The organism is Massilia sp. BHUDP2, assembly GCF_046236355.1.
In the GTDB taxonomy this organism is placed as follows: Bacteria; Pseudomonadota; Gammaproteobacteria; order Burkholderiales; family Burkholderiaceae_D; genus Telluria; species Telluria varians.
On record NZ_JBJUVW010000002.1, the window covers coordinates 479,925 to 499,135 of the forward strand.

At 69.7% G+C, this 19,211-nt stretch carries 12 protein-coding genes; 4 read left to right on the plus strand and 8 right to left on the minus strand.

The window, feature by feature from the left end; all coding sequences use genetic code 11:
* The first annotated feature begins 30 nt into the window (after positions 1 to 30).
* Positions 31 to 1,278 (plus strand): DEAD/DEAH box helicase, encoded by a 1,248-nt coding sequence (locus ACK6C6_RS12850; RefSeq protein WP_409267633.1) that lies wholly within the window; start codon positions 31 to 33, stop codon positions 1,276 to 1,278.
* 143 nt (positions 1,279 to 1,421) lie between these two features.
* Here ACK6C6_RS12850 and ACK6C6_RS12855 read toward each other — a convergent pair whose 3' ends face one another.
* The 5 genes from ACK6C6_RS12855 to ACK6C6_RS12875 all read right to left on the minus strand — a co-directional run bounded on the left by ACK6C6_RS12855 (position 1,422) and on the right by ACK6C6_RS12875 (position 11,964).
* Positions 1,422 to 4,100, minus strand: coding sequence for a GNAT family N-acetyltransferase (locus tag ACK6C6_RS12855; protein ID WP_409267634.1), 2,679 nt, complete (start codon positions 4,098 to 4,100; stop codon positions 1,422 to 1,424).
* Between the two features lie 96 nt (positions 4,101 to 4,196).
* Complete coding sequence (locus ACK6C6_RS12860) at positions 4,197 to 4,595, minus strand: hypothetical protein (protein WP_209588335.1); 399 nt, start codon at positions 4,593 to 4,595, stop codon at positions 4,197 to 4,199.
* Between the two features lie 90 nt (positions 4,596 to 4,685).
* The gene (locus tag ACK6C6_RS12865; RefSeq protein ID WP_409267635.1) at positions 4,686 to 7,343 is read right to left on the minus strand and encodes an ATP-binding protein; all 2,658 of its coding nucleotides are present in this window, start codon (positions 7,341 to 7,343) and stop codon (positions 4,686 to 4,688) included.
* A gap of 175 nt (positions 7,344 to 7,518) precedes the next feature.
* Positions 7,519 to 9,993 (minus strand): heavy metal translocating P-type ATPase, encoded by a 2,475-nt coding sequence (locus ACK6C6_RS12870; RefSeq protein ID WP_409267636.1) that lies wholly within the window; start codon positions 9,991 to 9,993, stop codon positions 7,519 to 7,521.
* A 99-nt stretch (positions 9,994 to 10,092) separates the two neighbouring features.
* Complete coding sequence (locus ACK6C6_RS12875; RefSeq protein WP_409267637.1) at positions 10,093 to 11,964, minus strand: PAS domain S-box protein; 1,872 nt, start codon at positions 11,962 to 11,964, stop codon at positions 10,093 to 10,095.
* 182 nt (positions 11,965 to 12,146) lie between these two features.
* Between ACK6C6_RS12875 and ACK6C6_RS12880 the strand changes: the two genes are divergently transcribed.
* Positions 12,147 to 12,644, plus strand: coding sequence for a nuclear transport factor 2 family protein (locus ACK6C6_RS12880; RefSeq protein ID WP_409267638.1), 498 nt, complete (start codon positions 12,147 to 12,149; stop codon positions 12,642 to 12,644).
* Positions 12,645 to 12,667: 23 nt separating this feature from the next.
* Here the strand turns inward: ACK6C6_RS12880 and ACK6C6_RS12885 are convergent, their stop codons facing one another.
* A complete protein-coding gene (locus ACK6C6_RS12885; RefSeq protein WP_409267639.1) occupies positions 12,668 to 13,243 on the minus strand; it encodes a flavin reductase family protein in 576 nt (191 codons plus the stop codon).
* A 23-nt stretch (positions 13,244 to 13,266) separates the two neighbouring features.
* Positions 13,267 to 14,352: an NAD(P)-dependent alcohol dehydrogenase gene (locus ACK6C6_RS12890; protein ID WP_409267640.1), complete on the minus strand. Its 1,086-nt coding sequence runs from the start codon at positions 14,350 to 14,352 to the stop codon at positions 13,267 to 13,269.
* Positions 14,353 to 14,506: 154 nt separating this feature from the next.
* Here ACK6C6_RS12890 and ACK6C6_RS12895 point away from each other — a divergent pair, with 154 nt between their 5' ends.
* Together ACK6C6_RS12895 and ACK6C6_RS12900 are read left to right on the plus strand one after the other, a co-directional pair.
* Positions 14,507 to 15,403 carry a LysR family transcriptional regulator gene (locus tag ACK6C6_RS12895; protein ID WP_409267641.1) on the plus strand — a complete coding sequence of 299 codons (897 nt, stop codon included), beginning with the start codon at positions 14,507 to 14,509 and terminating at the stop codon, positions 15,401 to 15,403.
* A gap of 108 nt (positions 15,404 to 15,511) precedes the next feature.
* Entirely contained in the window at positions 15,512 to 16,336 is an 825-nt protein-coding gene (locus ACK6C6_RS12900) for a universal stress protein (RefSeq protein ID WP_409267642.1), read from the plus strand.
* Between the two features lie 16 nt (positions 16,337 to 16,352).
* On the opposite strand, the gene ACK6C6_RS12905 is transcribed toward ACK6C6_RS12900, so the two are convergent.
* Positions 16,353 to 19,103, minus strand: coding sequence for a glycosyl hydrolase (locus ACK6C6_RS12905; RefSeq protein WP_409267643.1), 2,751 nt, complete (start codon positions 19,101 to 19,103; stop codon positions 16,353 to 16,355).
* Positions 19,104 to 19,211 lie beyond the last annotated feature (108 nt).

The following is a 19,211-nucleotide window of genomic DNA, read 5'->3' on the forward strand; positions in this document are numbered from 1 at the left end:
GCCTGTACATTTACTCGTCGTAAGGTTTCCATGTCCTTTGCTTCGCTTGGACTGATCGATCCGATCGTCCAGACCCTCGCTTCGCTCGACTACAGCACCCCGACCGCCGTCCAGCAGCAGGCGATTCCCGTCATCCTGTCCGGCAAGGACGTCATGGCCGCGGCCCAGACCGGCACCGGCAAGACCGCCGGCTTCGCCCTGCCCATCCTGCAGCGCCTGTTCAAGCGCGACAAGCCGGTCGGCAGCAATGCCGCGCGCGCCCTGGTGCTGGTGCCGACGCGCGAACTGGCCGAGCAGGTGCACGAGAGCTTCCGCAGCTACGGCGCCGGGCTGAACCTGCGCACCATGGTCGCTTATGGCGGGGTCAGCATCAATCCGCAGATGATGAACCTGCGCAAGGGAGTCGACGTGCTGGTGGCGACGCCGGGCCGCCTGCTCGACCTGCACCGCCAGAACGCGGTGAAGTTCACGGAAGTCATCACCCTGGTGCTGGACGAGGCCGACCGCATGCTCGATCTCGGCTTCTCGAAGGAACTCGACCAGGTGTTCGCGGCGCTGCCGAAAAAGCGCCAGACCCTGCTGTTCTCGGCCACCTTCTCCGACCAGATCCGCGCCATGTCCAACCGCCTGCTGCGCGAGCCGGTGCGCATCGAGGCGAGCCCGCGCAACACCACGGTGGCCAAGGTCACCCAGTGGCTGGTCCCGGTGGACAAGAAGCGCAAACCCGAGCTGTTCCTGCACCTGCTGAAAAAACACGACTGGACCCAGGTGCTGGCCTTCGCCAAAACCCGCAAGGGGGTGGACGAGCTGGTCGGCCTGCTGGACGCCAAGCGCATCCCGGCCGATGCGATCCACGGCGACAAGCCGCAGCCGGCGCGCCTGCGCGCGCTGGAGCGCTTCAAGGCGGGCGAGGTGAAGGTGCTGGTGGCGACCGACGTCGCCGCGCGCGGCCTCGACATCGACGGCCTGCCGGTGGTGGTCAACGTCGACCTGCCGATCGTGGCCGAGGATTACGTGCACCGCACCGGGCGTACCGGGCGCGCCGGGGCCTCGGGCGAGGCGGTCTCGCTGGTGGCGGCCGACGAGGTCGAATTCCTGGCCGCGATCGAGGCGCTGACGCGCCAGCTAATCAAGCGCGTGGAAGAAAGCGGCTTCGAGCCGGAACACCGCGTGCCGGAGACGGTCGCGGGCGGGCAGATCGTCAAGAAGCCGAAGAAGCCCAAGAAACCAAAAGGGGACACCAAGGTGGTGCAGGAGGACGTGCGCTTCAGGAGGTGAAATATTATTTCTTTTGCTCAGGATTATTGAAATAATATTCCGTAGGGTGGGCGGGTCTCCCGCCCACGCGGTGATAGTTAAATTGAATTACCGTGCGACCGTGCTGACGATGGTTGACCGCGTGGGCAGGAAACCTGCCCACCCTACAACACCAAGCGCATCTCTCGCATTCCTTCCAAACCCGTGGACTTGACGGTAAACCCCATTCGCTTGGCCAGCCCGGTGATGCGCGAGTTCTGCGGCAGCGCCTCGCCCACGATCTCGCGCGTGCCGCGCGCGCGGCAGTAGTCGATGAGCTTTTGCATCATGAGCTTGCCCAACCCCATGCCCTTCAGGTCCGAGCGCACCGTCACCGCGAATTCCGCCGTGATGTTGTCCGGATCGGCCACCACCCGCCCCACCGCCAGCGTCTCGGCCACGCCTTGCGCATTGGGCCGGGTGGCAATAAACGCCATCTCGCGGTCGTAGTCGATCTGGGTGAAGCGCGCCAGCTGCGAGGGCTGCAGTTCGCGCACGCGGACGAACATCCGGTAGCGCACGTCGTCCGGCGTGAGCGCATCGAAGAAGGCCAGGTGGGCCGGACCGTCCTCCGGGCGGATCGGGCGCAGCAGCAGGGGCGCGCCCTGCCAATCGATGGTCTCTTCCAGCTCGCGCGGATAGGGCCGGATCGCCAGCCGGTCCAGGGTGCTGCCGGAACGGTCGGCCAGCGCCAGGCGCATGCGCGCGTCCAGCACCACGACGCCGCGGCTGTCGGCCAGCAGCGGATTTAAATCCAGCTCGACGATCTCGGGAATGTCGGCGACCATGCGCGAGACCTGCACCAGCGTGGCCAGCACCGCGTCCATGTTGGCCGCCGGCCGGTTGCGGTAGCCGGCCAGCAGCCGGGCCACGCGGGTACGGTCGACCAGGTCGCGCGCCAGCACCAGGTTCAGGGGCGGCAGGCCGACCGCATGGTCGTCGGCCACTTCCACCGTCACCCCGCCCTGCCCGAACACGATCACCGGGCCGAACACGGCGTCCAGCGCCGCCCCGACGATCAGTTCGTGCGCGTTGCTGCGCCTTACCATGGCCTGCACCGAGTAGCCCTCGAACTTCGCCTGCGGGAACAGCTCGGCGAGGCGGCGGCGCATGCGCGTGGCGGCCGCGCGCACGCCCTCGTCGCCGTCGAGGTCGAGGGTCACGCCGCCGACGTCCGACTTGTGCATCACGTCCGGCGTCAGGATCTTGACCGCCACCGGGTAGCCGATGCGCTGGGCGGCGCTCACCGCCTCTTCCACGCTGGCGGCCTGGCGCGTCTCGACCACCGCCATGCCGTAGGTGCGCAGGATGGCCTTGGTCTCGGGGTCGGACAGCAGGTAGCGCCCGCTCGCGACCGCCTCGCGCACCAGCGCGCGCGCCGCGGCGCGGTCGGGGGCCACCGAGCCCACCATCGAGGGCGGCACCTCCATCAGGAGGTTCTGGTTGCGCCGGTAGTGCACCAGCTGCAGGAAGCCGGCCACCGCGTCTTCCGGCGTGCGATAGGCCGGCAGGCGCGCGCCCGAGGCGATGGCACGGGCCTCGGATACCGCGCTGCCGCCCAGCCAGCACGAGAGCAGGGTCTTGGACGCGCTGCGCACCAGCGGCGCGATGGCGTCCGCCACGTCGCGGCTCGCCACCGTCGCGGTGGGCGACTGGATCAGCAGCAGCGCGTCGACCTGCGGGTCGGCCAGCAGGATCTCGAGGGTCTCGCGGTACAGTTCGGGCGCCGCCCGGCCCTGCAGGTTGACCACGTTCCCGCGCCGCCAACCCGGCGCCAGCAGCGCGTCCAGGCGCGCCTGCGATTCGTTTGAAAACTGCGCCCCGACCCCGCCGCCATAGGCCAGCGCATCGCGCGCCAGCACGCCCGGTCCCGCACCGTTGCTGACGATGGCGAGGCGCTCGCCGTGCAGCGGGCGCGCGTAGGCCAGGGTCTCGGCGGCCGAGAACAGCTGGTCGGTGGTGGTCACGCGCAGCATGCCGGCGCGCCGGATCGCGGCGTCGAACACGTCGTCGCGGCGCGCCAGGGCGCCGCTTTCGCTGGCCGCGGAAGGCAGGGGATCGTCCTCGCGCCCGGCGCGCAGCACCAGCACCGGCTTGCTGCGCGCCGCCGCGCGCGCGGCCGACATGAACTTGCGCGCATAGCGCAGGTCCTGCAGGTAGAGCAGGATGGCGCCGGTGGCGCCGTCGCTAGCCAGGTAATCGAGCACGTCGCCCAGGTCGACGTCGGCCGCGTCGCCCAGCGCGATGAAGTGGGAAAAGCCGATGCCACGCGTGCGCGCCCAGTCCAGCACCCCGACCATCAGGGCGCCCGACTGCGACACGAAGGCGATCCGCCCGGGCAGCGCGCCGCTGGTGGCGACGCTGGCGTTGAGCCCCAGGCCGGGCGCCAGCAGGCCGGCGCTGTTCGGCCCGAGCAGGCGCAGCAGGTAGGGATGGGCGGCGTCCAGCATGGCCTGGCGCAGGCCGCGGCCGCGCGCGGTACGTCCATCGCTGATGCCGCTGCTCAGGACCACCGCGGCGCGGGTGCCGCGCTCGCCCAGCTGGCGCACGATCGCTGGAATCGTCGCGGGCGGCGTGCAGATCACGGCCAGGGCCGGCGCCGCGGGCAGCTCGGACACGCTGGCATAGCAGCGCCGCCCGGCCAGCTCGCCGTACTTTGGGTTGACCGGCCAGACCTCGCCCTTGAATCCGCCCGCCAGCAGGTTGTGCAGCAGCGTCGCGCCCAGGCTGCCCGGCCGCTCGGAAGCGCCGACCAGCGCCACCGACTTCGGTGCGAACAGGTGTTCGAGGTTGCGAACGCTCATGCGGTGACCTTTCCTCGGATGACGCGGGCGCCCCTGCGCCCCGTCCGAGAAGCATAGCGCCCCTTTACGAGGCGGCGCGCACGGCCTGTCGCGTTTCTAAGGTCGCAGCATGCCGCGCCGCTCGCGGCGCGTGGCCGGCAGCGCGCACAGGGCCGGCGAGCGGATCCGCAGCGCCCCCATGATGCTGTCGGCCATGATACGGGTGTGGGTGGCAAGCCGAGGGGCGTCGATGCCGGCTTCGAGCACCTGGGCGCGGAACAGGTGCGCCTCGTCCAGCTCGCTCACCGCGATGCTGGCCAGGATGGCGGGCGACGGCTGCGGCGCCACTGCGTAGAAGCGCAGACGGAATTCACGGTCGAGCAAGATGGTGCCGGCCAGGAAACGGTCGAGCCCGACGTCGAACAGGACGTGGACGATCACTTCGGCCGCGCGGGCGGCGATGTCTTCCTGGTTTTTCCTGCGTCGCGGGCCGAACAGGCGGAACAGCATCTGCATCGCACCCTCCAAGTCAATATCCTGAGCATACTAACTGTGCATTTCATTATCGGCAATATCTCGCCGGGCTGCTGTTGCGCGCCTGCACAGCTATATCTTCGCCAGCAGGTCGATCAGCTGCTGCGGCGCCACCGGCTTGGTGAGGTGCTCGTCGAAGCCGGCCGCCAGCGAGGCCGCGCGATCCTCCTGCCGCCCGCGCCCGGTCACCGCCACCAGGAAGGGGCGCGGCACCCGCCGCGCCAGGATCGCCGCCACCTCCAGTCCGTCCATCTCGGGCATGCCCTGGTCCAGCACCGCGATGTCGGCCGGGTGTTCGTTGAACAGGCACAGGGCGGCCGCGCCGTCGTGCGCCACGTCCACCGTCGCGCCTTCCGAGCGCAGCAGCCAGGCCAGGGACTCGGCGGCATCGACGTTGTCGTCGGCCACCAGCACGTGCTTGCCCAGGCGCGGACCCGCGGCGCCGCGCTGCTCGGCCACGTCGGGCGTGGCCGCCGGCCGGATCGCCGGCAGCGTCACCGTGAAGGCCGAGCCATATCCCGGCCCTTCGCTATGCGCCGCCAGCCGGCCGCCGTGCAGCTCGACCAGGCCCTTGGCCAGCGACAGGCCGATCCCCAGGCCGCCCTGCGCCAGGTGGCTGGCGCTGGACACCTGGACGAAGGCGTCGAACACGCGCGCCAGCATGTCCGGCTCGATGCCGATGCCGTTGTCGCTCACCTCGACCCGCGCCTCGCCGCCGCTTTCCTGCAGCAGGATCGCGATGCGTCCGCCCGGCGGCGTGTACTTGGCGGCATTGTTGATCAGGTTGGCCAGCACCTGGGTCAGGCGCAGCGCGTCGGCATCGACCCAGACCGGCTCCTGGCACAGGTCGAGCGCCACGGTGTGGCGCCCGGCCTCGATCAGCGGCATGCTGGTCTGCAGGGTGTCGCGCAGCAGCCGGCCCAGCTCCACCGGCGCGCGGTGCAGTTCGATCTTGCCGCGGCTGATGCGGGTGACGTCGAGCAGGTCGTCGAGCAGGCGCGCCATCTGGCCGGTCTGGCGTCCGACCATGGCGGCGATCCAGTCGATGCGGTCCTGGGGCAGCGCCTTGCCGCGCAGGAGCGAGGCGGCGTTGGCGATCGGCGCCAGCGGGTTGCGCAGCTCGTGCGCCAGGGTGGCGATGTAGACGTCCTTGCGGCGGTCGGCTTCCTTCAGGCCTTCCATCGCTTCCTCGCGTTCGCTCACGTCCAGCACCAGCGAGAACACCCGGTCGATCCGTCCGTCCTCGTCGTGCAGCACCGAGTTGTACCATTCGCAGCAGAGCGTGCGGCCGTCGCGCGTGCGGTTGCGGTTGCTCGACTCGACGTAGCGCGTGGCCGAATCGAGCAGGCGCCCCATCGCGCCGGCCACCATGCCGGCGTCCTCCTCGTGGATCACCGGCAGCGCGTCGATGCGCTGCCCGACCGCTTCCTCGGCCGTCCAGCCGAACAGTTCCTCGGCGCGCCGGTTCCACAGGCGGATCACGAAGTCGCGGTCCCATTCGATCACGGCCAGCGGCGTGTTTTCGATGAGGTAGCGCGTCTGGTCGAGCGCGCGCGCCAGCGCGGCGTTCGCTTCGGTCCGTTCGGTGATGTCGTCCAGCACGATCACCGCCGCCGCCAGCTCGGCCGCGGCGTCGCGCAGGGGCGCCCCGCTGACCGAATACACGCGCCGCCCGTCGCGCGTCAGGCTCTCGAGCACGGCATCGCGGAAGGCTTCGCCGCGGACCGCGCGCCGCACCGGCTCGCCGATCAGGGACAGCATCGCGGCCGGGCCGGCCATGCCGCCCTTGCCGGTGTGCTCGAAACGGGCCGCCATCTGCTCGGCCAGGTCGTTGGCCATCACGCAGCGGCCCTCGCGGTCGACGATCAAGACGCCGTCGGGCAGCTGGCGCAACACCGAGCCGAGCAGGCTCTGCCACTGCGCGCGCGAACGGGTCTCGATCATTTCTTCGAAGGTGTCGCGCAGGCGCCCGTGCAGGGCGATGTTGTCGATGGCGACGGCGCCCAGCACGAACAGCGAGGCCGCCAGGCCGTACAGCCGCCCGGCGTAGAAGCCGAGGTCGAAGCGTCCGCCGTTGAGCAGGCAGGACAGCAGGACCTCGAAGGCCCAGGCCGACATCGCGATCGTCAGCCAGACGTCGAGCACGGCGCGCGGGCGCTTCTGGGCCGTCTTCCACAGGGCGTACAAGGACAGCGCCAGCACGCAAGCGCTGATCCAGCGGTAGGCGGGACGAAAGCGGTCCCCGTCCATCAGCTCCGGCAGGTAGGGGGCGCCGGTGGTGCACAGCAGGACCAGCGCCGAGACGAACAGCGCCGTCAGGAGTGCACCGACGCGCATGAAATGCGCCGGCAAGGGGCGCCGGTAGCTGGCCGCATAGCCGAGCACGAACAGCGGGAACAGCGCGTGCCAGATCATGAACAGCCACGGCGTGGTCTGGTCGTTCCCGCCCAGCACACCGTGGGCGGAGAACAGGCCGGGAAAGGTCAGGAGGTGGGCCAGCGCGATCAGCGCCGTGAACAGGTAGCCCAGCGTGAGGATGCCGAGCGACCAGGAACGGCTGGTATGCACGTGGCCCAGCAAGAGGATGCCGGTGAGCAGGTTGCTGCCGATGAGCACCGACTGGTACATCGGGATGAATTCCGGCGCTACCGGCAGCGGCGTGCGCGCAAACGGCGCCAGCAGCGAAAAGAAAACCGCCAGCACCGCCAGCACCACGAGGACGTTGCGCAACTGCGCAGCAGAGGGAGGGTGTTTCGCCAGATCTGCCGGTTCTGCTAGTACACCGTATCGCATGGATCATCCCAATGGAATGCGAAGCATATGTATCAGGCGCTTATTTGCCCTCATCAATTTACATAAAAATATATCCCATTTGCGACATTCAAGCACTTGTTTTTCTGATATCTCAGCTCCGTGCGCTCACCGGGTAGCCGGCGGCGTCGATCGCCGCAACAATCCGGTCGAGATCGGCATCGCTGTCGATGCTCACCCGCTTGCTCGGCAGGTCGATGCTGACTTTCGCCGCCTCGTCGATGCCCTGCACGGCCTTGGTCACGCGGCCGACGCAGTGGCCACAGCTCATGTCTTCTACGGTCAATTGGTACATTTCTCGTGCTCCTGGTTGAACGGGCGTTTCCGGCCCTTGGTGAATGAATTCTTCCCTGGCGGCGTGCGGCGCGGCTGCCGTTGAGGGCCGCCAGCCGCGCAGCAGCAGCGCGTTGGCCACCACGCTGACCGAACTGAGCGCCATCGCGGCGCCGGCCAGCACCGGGTTGAGCAGGCCGAAAGCGGCCAGCGGGATGCCGACCACGTTGTAGACGAAGGCCCAGCCGAGGTTCTGGCGGATCTTCGCATAGGTGCGCTGCGAGATCGCCACCGCATCGGCCACCAGGCCGGGGTCGCCGCGCATCAGCGTGATGCCGGCGGTCTGCATGGCGACATCGGTACCGCTGGCCATCGCAATGCCGACGTCGGCCGCCGCCAGCGCCGGCGCATCGTTGATGCCGTCGCCGACCATCGCCACCTTGCGGCCGGTCGCTTTCAGCTCCGCCACCAGGCTGGCCTTGTCTCCCGGCAGCACCCCGGCATGGAAGCGCGCGATGCCGGCCTGCTCGGCAACCGCACGCGCGGCGCCCTCGCTGTCACCGGTGAGCATGACCGACTCGATGCCCATGGCGGCCAGGCGCGCCACCGCCGCGGCCGCACCCGGCTTGAGGCTGTCGCCGAAGGCCAGCAGGCCGAGCACCTCGGCCCCTTCGGGACGCGCCAGGGCCAGCCAGGACACGGTGCGCCCCTGCGCCTCGTGCGCGGCGGCCTGCGCCTCCCATGCGGCGGTGGCGGCGCCCTGCTCCCGCATCATGCGCGCATTGCCGAGCAAGACGATCGCGCCCTCCACCTCCCCCTGCATCCCGCGCCCGGGCAGCGCCCGGGCGTTCGCCACCGGCTGCAGCGCGACGCCGCGCGCCTGCGCGGCCTCCAGCACCGCATGCGCCAGCGGATGGCTGCTGGCCTGCTGTACGGCCGCGGCCAGGCGCAAGACCCGCTCGCCGTCGGCGCCTTCGAGCGCGGCCAGGCGCGGACGGCCTTCGGTCAGGGTGCCGGTCTTGTCGAACACGACCACGCCCACCGCATGCGCGGTTTCGAGCGCCTCCGCATCCTTGATCAGGATGCCGTGGCGGGCGCTGGCGCCGGTGCCGACCATGATCGAGGCGGGCGTGGCCAGGCCGAGCGCACACGGACAGGCGATCACCTGCACCGCCACCGCATTGAGCAGCGCCGCCTGCCAGTCGCCCGTCGCCAGGCCCCAGCCGAGCAGCGTGACGAGCGACACCAGCAGCACGGCCGGCACGAACACCGCGCTGACGCGGTCCACCAGGCGCTGGATCGGCGCCTTGACCGCCTGCGCGTCTTCCACCATGCGGATGATCTGCGACAGCATCGTCTCGCTGCCGACCGCGGTGGCGCGCACCAGCAGCAGGCCCTCGGCGTTGATGGCGCCGCCCGCCACGCGATCGCCCGGGCCCTTGGCCACCGGCAGGGATTCGCCCGTCAACAGGGATTCGTCGAGGTGGCTGCGTCCTTCTTCCACGCTGCCGTCGGCGGGCACCCGTTCCCCGGGCCGCACCACCATCAGCTCGCCCACGCGCAGTTCGGCCAGCGGGATGCGCTGGTCGCGGCCGTCGCGCCGCACCAGGGCATCGTTGCTGCGCAGGGCTTCCAGCGCGCCGATCGCCGCCACCGCCTGGCGCTTGGCGCGGGCCTCCAGCCACTTGCCGAGCAGGACCAGGGTGATCACCACCGCCGAGGATTCGAAGTACAGGTGGGGCGTGCCGTGGTGACTGCCCGCCAGCAGCAGGTACAGCGACAGGCCGTAGGCGGCGCTGGTGCCGATCGCGACCAGCAGGTCCATGTTGCCGCTGCCGGCACGCAAGGCCTTCCAGCCGGCCCGGTAAAAGCGCGCGCCCAGCCAGAACTGGACCGGGGTCGCCAGGACGAGCTGCAGCCAGCCGGGCAGCATCGGGTTCAGGCCGAAGGGCTGCACCAGCATCGGCGCCACCAGCGGCATGCTCAGCAGCGCGCTCAGGGCCACCGGCCACCAGGCCGGCAGGCCGGCGCCGGTCTTCCCGTCGCCCTCGGGCCGGGCCGCGCCGGGCGCCGGCTCCGCGGCGGCTTCGTAGCCGGCCGCGCGCACCGCCGCCACCAGCGCGTCGAGCGCGGCGCCGCCATGCACGCTGGCCTTCTCGGTGGCCAGGTTGACCGTCGCCGCGCTTACGCCGGGCACCTTCTGCAAGGCCTTTTCGACCCGTGCCACGCAGGACGCGCAGGTCATGCCTTCGATACTCAGGAGGGTCGCGCCCTCGGGATGCGTTCTCGTGTCCATTTGCTTCCTTCAATCATGGAATGCCATACCCGAAGGATATTCCTTCCCACGATGGGAAGGTCAAGCAACTTTTTTGGACACCTGGAACTCGAATAAGGCTTAGTAAGGAGAGCGCGCCGAACACACGCGTCCACGCCCGGCCTTCTTGGCCTGGTACATGAAGTGGTCGGCTTCCTTCAGGAGTTCTTCCGGCGCGCGCACGGCGTTGCCGCTGTCGAGCGAGATGCCGATGCTGGCGCGCACGCGCATCGCCCGTCCCGGCAGCATCACCGGCTCGGAAATGCTCGAGATCAGCTTCTCGGCCACGGTGTGGGCATCGTCGAAGGTGTCGGCCATGTCCTCGAGCAACACGGTGAACTCGTCGCCGGCCAGGCGGTAGACGCTGTCGGTCTTGCGCACCCCGGCGCGCAGGCGCCCGGCGATCTCGCGCAGCAAGATGTCGCCGGCCTCGTGGCCGAGCGAATCGTTCACCGCCTTGAAGCCGTCCAGGTCGATGAACAGCATGCCGACCGCCTTGCCGCTGCGGCTGGCGCGCGACTGGGCTACCGGAATCGCCTCCAGCAGCGCGCGCCGGTTCAACAGGCCCGTGAGCAGGTCGTGCCGGTTCTCGTATTCGCGCTGGGCCTGTTCCTGCTTGCGCTCGGTGATGTCGTGCAGGAAGGCGCTGAACACCGTGCGCCCGTTCGACTCGAGCGCGCGGATGCGCACCTCGACCGTCAGCGCACTGCCGTCGCGCCGCAGCGCCGGCAGTTCGAGGCGCTGGTCGACGGCGCTGGCGAGCCGGGTCGCCAGGAAGCGCCGCATGCCGTGGCGATGGCGCTCGCGGTATTCGTCCGGGATGATCAGCTCGTCCAGGCTGCGGCCCAGGGCCTCGTCGCGCGGCCAGCCGAAGGTGTCCTCGGCCTGGCGGTTCCAGGCCGTGACCAGGCCCTCCTCGTCCAGGCTGATATAGGCGTCGTAGGCGTTTTCCACCACGCTGCGGATTTCCGCCTCGCGCGCGTGCAGCTCGGCGGTGCGCGCCTGTACCCGGCGTTCCAGGTCGGCATTCAGGGCGGACAGCGCATCCTGGGCCGCCTTCTGGGCGTCGATGTCCTTGATGACCGCCACCGTGTATTCGACCTGCCCCGCGGCATTGCGTTTGGTCGAGACGTCAAGGGCGACCCATACCGGCCTGCCATCCTTGCGCATATAGCGCTTCTCGAGCCGGAACCCGTCGAGCTCGCCCCGCTGGATGGCGCGCATCTGGTCCATGCCGAGGTCGACGTCGTCCGGGTGGGTGATCTGGCGGAAAGTGCGGCTCCACAGCTCTTCCTCGCCATAACCGACGATGTCGCACAGGGCCTTGTTGACGCTGAGCCAGCCGCCGTCCGGCGCCACCAGCGCGATGCCCACGCTGGCGATGTCGAACACGCTGCGGAAGCGCGCCTCGCTGGCGCCCAGCACCGCGCTGGAACGCGCCAGCTGCTCGCGCGCCACCGCCATGCGCTCGCGGTACTGCACTTCCTTGGTCAGGATCGCGGCCAGGTCGTTCAGCAGGCCGGCCTCGTCCTCGCTCAGCGTGCGCGGCTTGGTGTCGAGCGCGCACAAGGTGCCGATCGCCAGGCCGGCCGTGGTACGGATCGGCACCCCGGCATAGAAACGGATTCCGGGCGGACCGTTGACCAGCGGGCTGTCGCTGAAGCGCCCGTCCTCCAGCGCGTCCTGCACCACCAGCGGCGCGCTCATGCCGATCGCATGGGCGCAGAAGGCATGTTCGCGCGGCGTCTGTCCCGGTTCCATCCCGACGCGCGACTTGAACCACTGGCGGTCGGCATCGACCAGCGAGAACAGCGCCATCGGCACGTCCAGCATGCGGCTGGCCAGGCGGGTGACGCGGTCGAACACCGGTTCGGGCGGGGTATCGAGCAGGTGGAGGGCGTCGAGCATCGACAGCCGGTCAAGTTCGTCGGGAGGCAGTGGGGCAGCAGGCATAACGTCCGTGTGATCAATTAACGGCGTGGCTGCCGTCCAGGTGGAACTGTAACAGATACTGCATTTCCGACACAAAATTAAGGTGTCACAAGTACCAACAATGTGTCGCATTCCAGTAAATCTGTGACATTATTCTAAGGAAAGCCCGCCCATCGTCGTTGCAGTATGATTCGAGACCAGCCATGCGCCCTCTTCCCGCCGTCCTCCTTTGCCTCGCCAGCCTGTTGCTGCCCTTCCACGCCGTCGCCTCCGACGCCGCCGCGCGCGATGCCAGACTCGGCGTGCGCGAGGCCGAGCGCCAGCGCGCCCTCGCGCTGAACGAACGTGACATCGAGCTGCTGCGCCGCCTCATGGGCGGCAATTATCGCCACGTCGAGACCAACGGCAGGCTGCGTTCCAAGACCGAGTTCCTGCAGGCGCTGGCGCGCGACGAGTACCGCATCCGCAACTATGGGCTGGAAGACATGGAGGTCGAGGTCGTGAACGAGGACGTGGCGATCGTCACCGGCACCTGGCGCGCCGCCCGCCTCGACCTCGGCACGGCCCAGCCGCTGCGCGGCCGCTACGTGCGGGTCTGGACCCGCCAGCCCGAAGGCTGGCGCATCTCGCTGCACCAGGGCACCGAGATCAAGACCGCCGCCGCCCAGCCCGCCAAGTCCGATACCCGCGGCCCGCACTAGGGCTTCCCCAGGGCGCGGCGGCCTCAGTCGGCGGCGCGCACCGCTTCGCCGATCGCATAGAAGTTGCCGCCGGCGACGTGGTGGATGCTGCGCCAGGACGGATCGGCCGTCTCGAAATGCCAGTGGCCGTCGCGGAACACGCGCGCATCGGCCCAGGCGGCCGTCACCTCGCCGATGAACAGGTCGTAGGCCTGCTGGTTGTGCGGTTCCGGCACCAGCCGGCAGGCCAGCCAGGCCGAACAGCCTTCCACCAGCGGCGCCGCCACCCCTTCCATACGTTTCAGGACGACGCCGGCCTGGGCCAGCTTGTCCGGCTCGGCATCGAGCGAGCGGTTCCCCACCTCCTGGGTCAGGCGCAGCTGCGCCACCGTGGGCAGCTGGATCACGAAGCTGCCGCTGCCCTCGACCAGGGCGCGGGTGCGGGTCGACTTGTCGAGCACCACGGTGAGCTTGGGCGGGGCAAAATCGAGGGCGCAGGCCCAGGCCGCCGCCATGACATTGTCCACGCCCTCGTGGCTGCTCGACACCAGCACGGTCGGGCCATGCGTGAGCAGCCGGTAGGCCTTCTCGAGGGGGACGGGGAGGATGTGTTCGTTCATGCGGACTCCAGTGCGGCAAAACCCTAGTCTGCCATGGAAGCCCGCGGCAGCGCTTTCCCTCGAGCCTTGAGGGTGGCGCTGTCGATCACGAAGCGGTACTTGACCTTGCCTTCCAGCATGCGTTCGTAGGCGGCGTTGATCTCGCTTGCCTCGATCATCTCGATGTCGGCGACGATGCCGTGTTCGGCGCAGAAGTCCAGCATCTCCTGGGTTTCCGGGATCCCGCCGATCATCGAGCCGGCCAGCGCGCGGCGCTTCATGATCAGGTTGAAGACCTGCGGCGACGGGTGCGGCGAGGATGGCGCGCCGACCAGCACCATGGTGCCGTCGCGCTTCAGCAGGGACAGATAGGCGTCGAGGTCGTGCGGGGCCGCCACGGTATTCACGATCAGGTCGAGGCGCCTCCCTTGCGCCGCCATGGCTTCCAGATCGCGCGAGACCACGACCTCGTGCGCGCCCAGCGCCTCGGCATCGCGGCGCTTCGATTCCGAGGTCGTGAAGGCCACCACGTGGGCGCCCAGCGCACGCGCCAGCTTGATGCCCATGTGGCCCAGGCCGCCGATGCCGACGATGCCCACCCGCTTGCCGGGGCCAGCCTGCCAGTGGCGCAGCGGCGACCAGGTGGTGATGCCCGCGCACAGCAGCGGCGCGACCGCCGCCAGCTGGGAGGGATCGTGGCGCACGCGCAGCACGTAGCGCTCGTTCACGACGATGCGCTCGGAATAGCCGCCCAGCGTATGGCCGGGCGCGTCCGGGGTCGGCGAATTGTAGGTGCCGACCATGCCGTCGCAGTAGTTTTCCAGGCCCGCGTCGCAGTCGGGGCAGCTGCGGCAGCTGTCGACCATGCAGCCGACGCCGACCAGGTCGCCCACCGCGAAGCCTCGGACGTGGGCGCCGACGGCGGACACCTGCCCGACGATCTCGTGGCCCGGCACGCAGGGGTAGACCGTGCCGGCCCATTCGCCGCGCACCTGGTGCAGGTCCGAATGGCAAACGCCGCAGAAAGCGATGTCGATCTCGACGTCGTGCGCGCCGGGCGCGCGGCGCGTGATGGCGATCGGGCCGAGGGGCTGGTCGCCCGCGTGGGCGCCGTATGCGTTGACAGTCATGCTGGATCCTTCCATGTTCTTGCAAAGGGAGCATGGTAGCGGCTGACGGTAGCAAAAAACGTATTGGAAATTGCATGGGCTTATGAATGCACGTCATGAATGACCCGCCCGATTCGTGAGAAAATTTGCATAATTCCCACTTCCGCCCCTATCGATGGCTCGCGACAACATCAACGACATCCTCGTGTTCCTCGCCGTCGCGCGCGAACGCAGCTTCACCCGCGCCGCGGCCAGGCTGGGCATGACCCAGTCGGCGCTCAGCCACATCGTGCGCTCGCTCGAACAGCGCCTGGGCGTGCGTCTCCTCCAGCGCACCACGCGCAGCGTCTCGCCCACCGAGGCCGGCGAGCGCCTGATCCAGAACGTCGCCCCCAGGCTGGAAGAGATCGAGGCCGAGATCGCCGACATCAGCGACCTCGGCGGCAAGCCGGTGGGCACCATCCGCATCACCGCCGTCGACCACGTGGTCGAACAGGTCCTGTGGCCGCGCATCGCCCCGCTGCTGCCGCAATACCCCGACCTGCACGTCGAGTTCAGCGCCGACTACCGCATCGTCGACATCGCCGCCGAGCGTTTCGACATCGGCGTACGCCACGGCGACCAGGTCGACAAGGACATGGTCGCCGTGCGCCTCACCAGCGACGTCCCGATGCGCATCGTCGGCGCGCCCGCCTACTTCGAACGGCGCCCGACGCCCGCCTCGGTTGCCGACCTCATGAAGCACAACTGCATCACGCTGCGCCTGTCCAGCAGCGGCGGCATCTACGCCTGGGAACTGCGCCACAAGGGCGAGGACATCGAGGCGCGGGTGCGCGGCCAGGCCGTCTTCAACGATGTCAGCCACCACCTGGATGCCGCACTGAGCGGCAACGGCCTGGCCTTCCTGCCCGAGGACATGGTCGCCGACCACGTCCGGGCCGGCCGCTTGATGAGCGTGATGGAAGACTGGTGCCCGAGCTTTCCCGGGCTGCACGCCTTCTACCCCAGCCGGCGCCATTCCTCGCGTGCGCTGGGCCTGGTCATCGACGCCATCCGCTACCGCGGCGCATGAACACCGAAATTCGACAAAGATTTGATCTGCATCAGGCGCACGTCTGACACAGCCGTCCACTCGGCGTAGAGTCATCGCTGCCGCGACGTATTCGCAGGAGGTGCTGCCGTGTACAAGACCATCATTGTCCATGTCGACGAAAGCCCGCTGCTGGACGCCCGCCTGCGCGCCGCCGCCTGGCTTGCCAACAGCCACGCCGCGCACCTGGTGGGGTGCGCCGCCACCGGCCTGTCCTGGCCCGCCTACGCCATGCTCACCGGCTCGATGGCGGTGTCGCCGGTCGCCGAATTCGACTCCCTGCGCAGCATGGCGCAGGCAAGCCTGCAGCGCTTCGCCGAGCGCGCCTGCCAGCTGGGCGTGGACTCGATCGAGGAACGCCTGGTCGAGGACGAGAACCGCGACGCCCTGCTGCTGCAGGCGCGCTATGCCGATCTGGTCGTGACCGGCCAGGACGCGGGCGACGCCGCCACCGTGCGCGGCCTGCCGCAGTACCTGGCCATGCACGGCGTGCGCCCGGTGCTGGTGGTGCCGCCCTCCTACGGCGGCGCGCCGATCGCCGACAGCGTGGTGGTCGGCTGGGACGGCAGCGCCCAGGCGATCCGCGCCATCGGCGCCGCCATGCCGCTCCTGGCGCGCGCCGGCACGGTGCGCCTGGCGCTGGTCAACCCGGACCTCGAATCCGGCCTGCACGGCGAGGAGCCTGGCGCCGACATGGCGCTCTTCCTGGCGCGCCACGGGGTGCGCGTCGAGGTGCTGGTGGAGCGCACCGGGGTCCCAGTGGGCGAGGCCCTGCTCGGCGTCGCGCGGGCCTGCGGCGCCGGCCTGCTGGTGACCGGTGCCTTTGGCCATAGCCGCTACCGCGAGATCGTGCTGGGCGGCGTGACCCGCCTGCTGCTCGACCGCGCGCCGCTGCCGGTCCTGTTCGCGCACTGAGCGTGCCGTCCAGGCATTACAGGGCCTTTTCCCCGACCAGCCGGACCGGCCCCAGGATGCCTGCCGGGCGCGGCGCGATCAGCTGGGTGTCTTGCGGGACGAAACGCTGGCCGTAGCGCGCCGACAGCAGACGGTAATCCGGCAGCGCCTGCCCCGCCAGCGCATTTAGGGCCAGGTTCGCGACCTTGACCTCGATGCGGTTGCTGCCCGGGGTCAGGTACTGCGTCACGTCGACGCGATACGGCGGATGCCAGACCGCGCCGGCGCGCTTGCCGTTGACCCAGACCTCGGCCGCCTCGCGCACCGGGCTGTCCAGCATGGCGCGCATCCCGGCCGGCACCTTGGGCGTGCTCGCCAGCGCCGTGCCCGGGCCAAAGTCCAGCAGTACGCGCTGGCCCGCAAGCAGGGTGGCGTCCAGCCTGACGGTCTTGCTGTAGGTCGCCACGCCGGAGAAGTAGCGGGTCGCCTCTTCGTCCGTCCAGGAGCGCAGCTGCGGCATCGGCCGCTTGGCCGCGCTGCCGGGGAAGGCGACCTGCCAGTCGCGCCCGAGGTCGGCCAGCACGCTGGCCGGGCCCGGACGCGGGGCCTCGGCGGCCGCCAGCGGCGTATCGGACAGCACCAGCACGCGCGACTCGTAGGGGGCCAGCGCCAGCGGCAGCGGGCCGCCGGCGGGGGCGCGCGTCAACCTGCCGCTGTGCGGATCCAGCCAGGCCGCATGCGCGCGCCGCACGCCGGGCGTGGCCGTGGTGTCCACCACCGTATTGCCGGTGTTGGCGACGAAGTAGATGTCGGCGTCCGCCAGCTTGCGGCGCACGAAGCCGACCTCGGCGGCGTTGGAGGCCAGCCTGAAGTCCGGCACCAGCGCCTTGTCCAGCGCCGCGCCCACCGCCGTATCGTCGGCCACCACCTGCACGTTCGGACCGGATGCGAACAGGGCCTTCGAAGCTGCCGCAACCTGCGCGGAGATCCGCGCGGCATCGAGGTAGCCCGGCGCCATCGACGGCGTGCCGCCCACGGCGATGATCTTGCCGCCGCCGCGCACGTAGGCGGCCAGCTTGTCCAGCACCTCGGGCGCCAGCCGGCGCACGCGCGGCATCACCAGCACCGGGTGCTTCAGGCCGAGCGCGAGGATGGATTCGGCATCGACGTAGTCGAGGTTGTGGCCGGCGTCCAGGACCTGGGCGGTGAGCTCGGGCGTGACGTAGTGGTGCATCTCGGCCGAGAGTGAAACCTTGCCCGGCACCAGGCGCGCGTAGACGTCGTCATTGGGCAGGAACACCGCTACCTGGTTGGCGGGTGCCCCCTGGCGCATCAGCCAGCTCATGCGCGTGAGGTAGGCGTTCACGTCCGGCATCACGTTCCACCAGGGGTTGTGATCGTTGAACACGGCCGCCGCATAAAAGGCGTAGCCGGGCGCACGGGTCCCGGGCGGCGTATACGGCCAGCCGTGGCCGACGAACAGGTTCACACCCTCGAGCAGCATGCGGTCGGCCTCGGCCTTCATGTCGAGCGGGGTGGCCGAGAAGGCCGGCGAATTCAGCCAGGTCCAGGTCTCGGCCGAGATCACCGGGCGCCCGTAAAGGTGGCCGGCGGACGTCGCCAGGCGGGTGAAGGAAAAGGCGCGGTGCTGCGGCCCCTCGCCTTCAGGCAGCGCCACCAGGCGGTTGCTCGACATCGATACCGCCGGCTCGCCATAGGTCTGGGAGCGGAACCGGGTCTTGTGGGCCCTGGCCCAGTCGTCCATCGGGGTAAGGTAGCGCTCGTTCACCAGTTCGGTCTGGGTCAGCGCCCAGTCGCGCTTGAGCGCGCCGGCCTGCTCGCCGATGCCGTTGAAGATGGCCGGCAGGTGCGCCAGCACGTCGTAGCCGCGCCGCTTGCGGAATTCCTCGACGAAGTCGGCGGTCCAGTCGCTGCCATAGACCTCGAGGCTGTCCGAGAACACCGCGTAGGGCGGCTGCTCACCGAAGGCCTTCAACAGCGGTTCGGCCACGGTCTTGAGGTGGTGCTCGACCGCCTCGCGGTTCAGGTGGTCGAGCACGAAGCCTTCGGCATTGAGCGCCGGACGCTTGACCTGCTGGCCGGTGCGGGTGGCGATATAGGCCAGCACCACGCGCTCCGCTGCGTCCGGCGCGATGGCGGCGCGGCCGCCGGCGTCCGCACTCGCCCCGATGCGCTGCAGCTTGCCGGCCTCGTACTGCTTGGCATTGCCGGGGGCGACGAAGGTGGCCAGCAGGCGCTCGCCGTTCATCACCGCCGGCAGCGCGAAGCTCCCGCTCCCGGCCGGCACCTCGATGCTGGCCAGGCGCAGGCGCGCCGCGGCGTGCTGGACCTTGACGTGCGGCCCGCCGAAGGGCCAGCCCGAACCGAGCGTGATGTCCACGCGCAGCCCCTGCGCGCGGCCCTGGCGGTTGGCGAAGGAGACGGCGTCCAGGAACTCCGTCGACAGGTAGGGCAGGTTCCTGATGCCGCGCGCCGCATCGTCGAGTTCCATCGGGTACACCGGCTGGATCTCGAAGCCGCCGAAGCCGCCGGCCTTCATGGCCGCGATCTCGCGTTCCAGCTGGGCCGGCACCACGGCGGGGCCGAACCACCACCAGCGCACCAGCGGCCTGGCGTCCGGCGGCGGGGACGCCACGCGCGCGGCGACCTCGGCGATGCGGTCGAACACCACCGGGTCCTGGGCGGCGGCCGCGCAGGACAGCGAGGCCACCAGGACGCCGATGGCGCCGGCAAGGAGGGAGGGCTTGTGTACGAAGGACTTGCTCATGAATGATCCTGCTGGACAAAAAAAAGCACGGCCGCGACGGACCGTGCGTAAGAGCGTCTTCCAAGCGAAAGAAGCCCATGGAGTCGACGGCCGTGCGGCAGGCCGCAC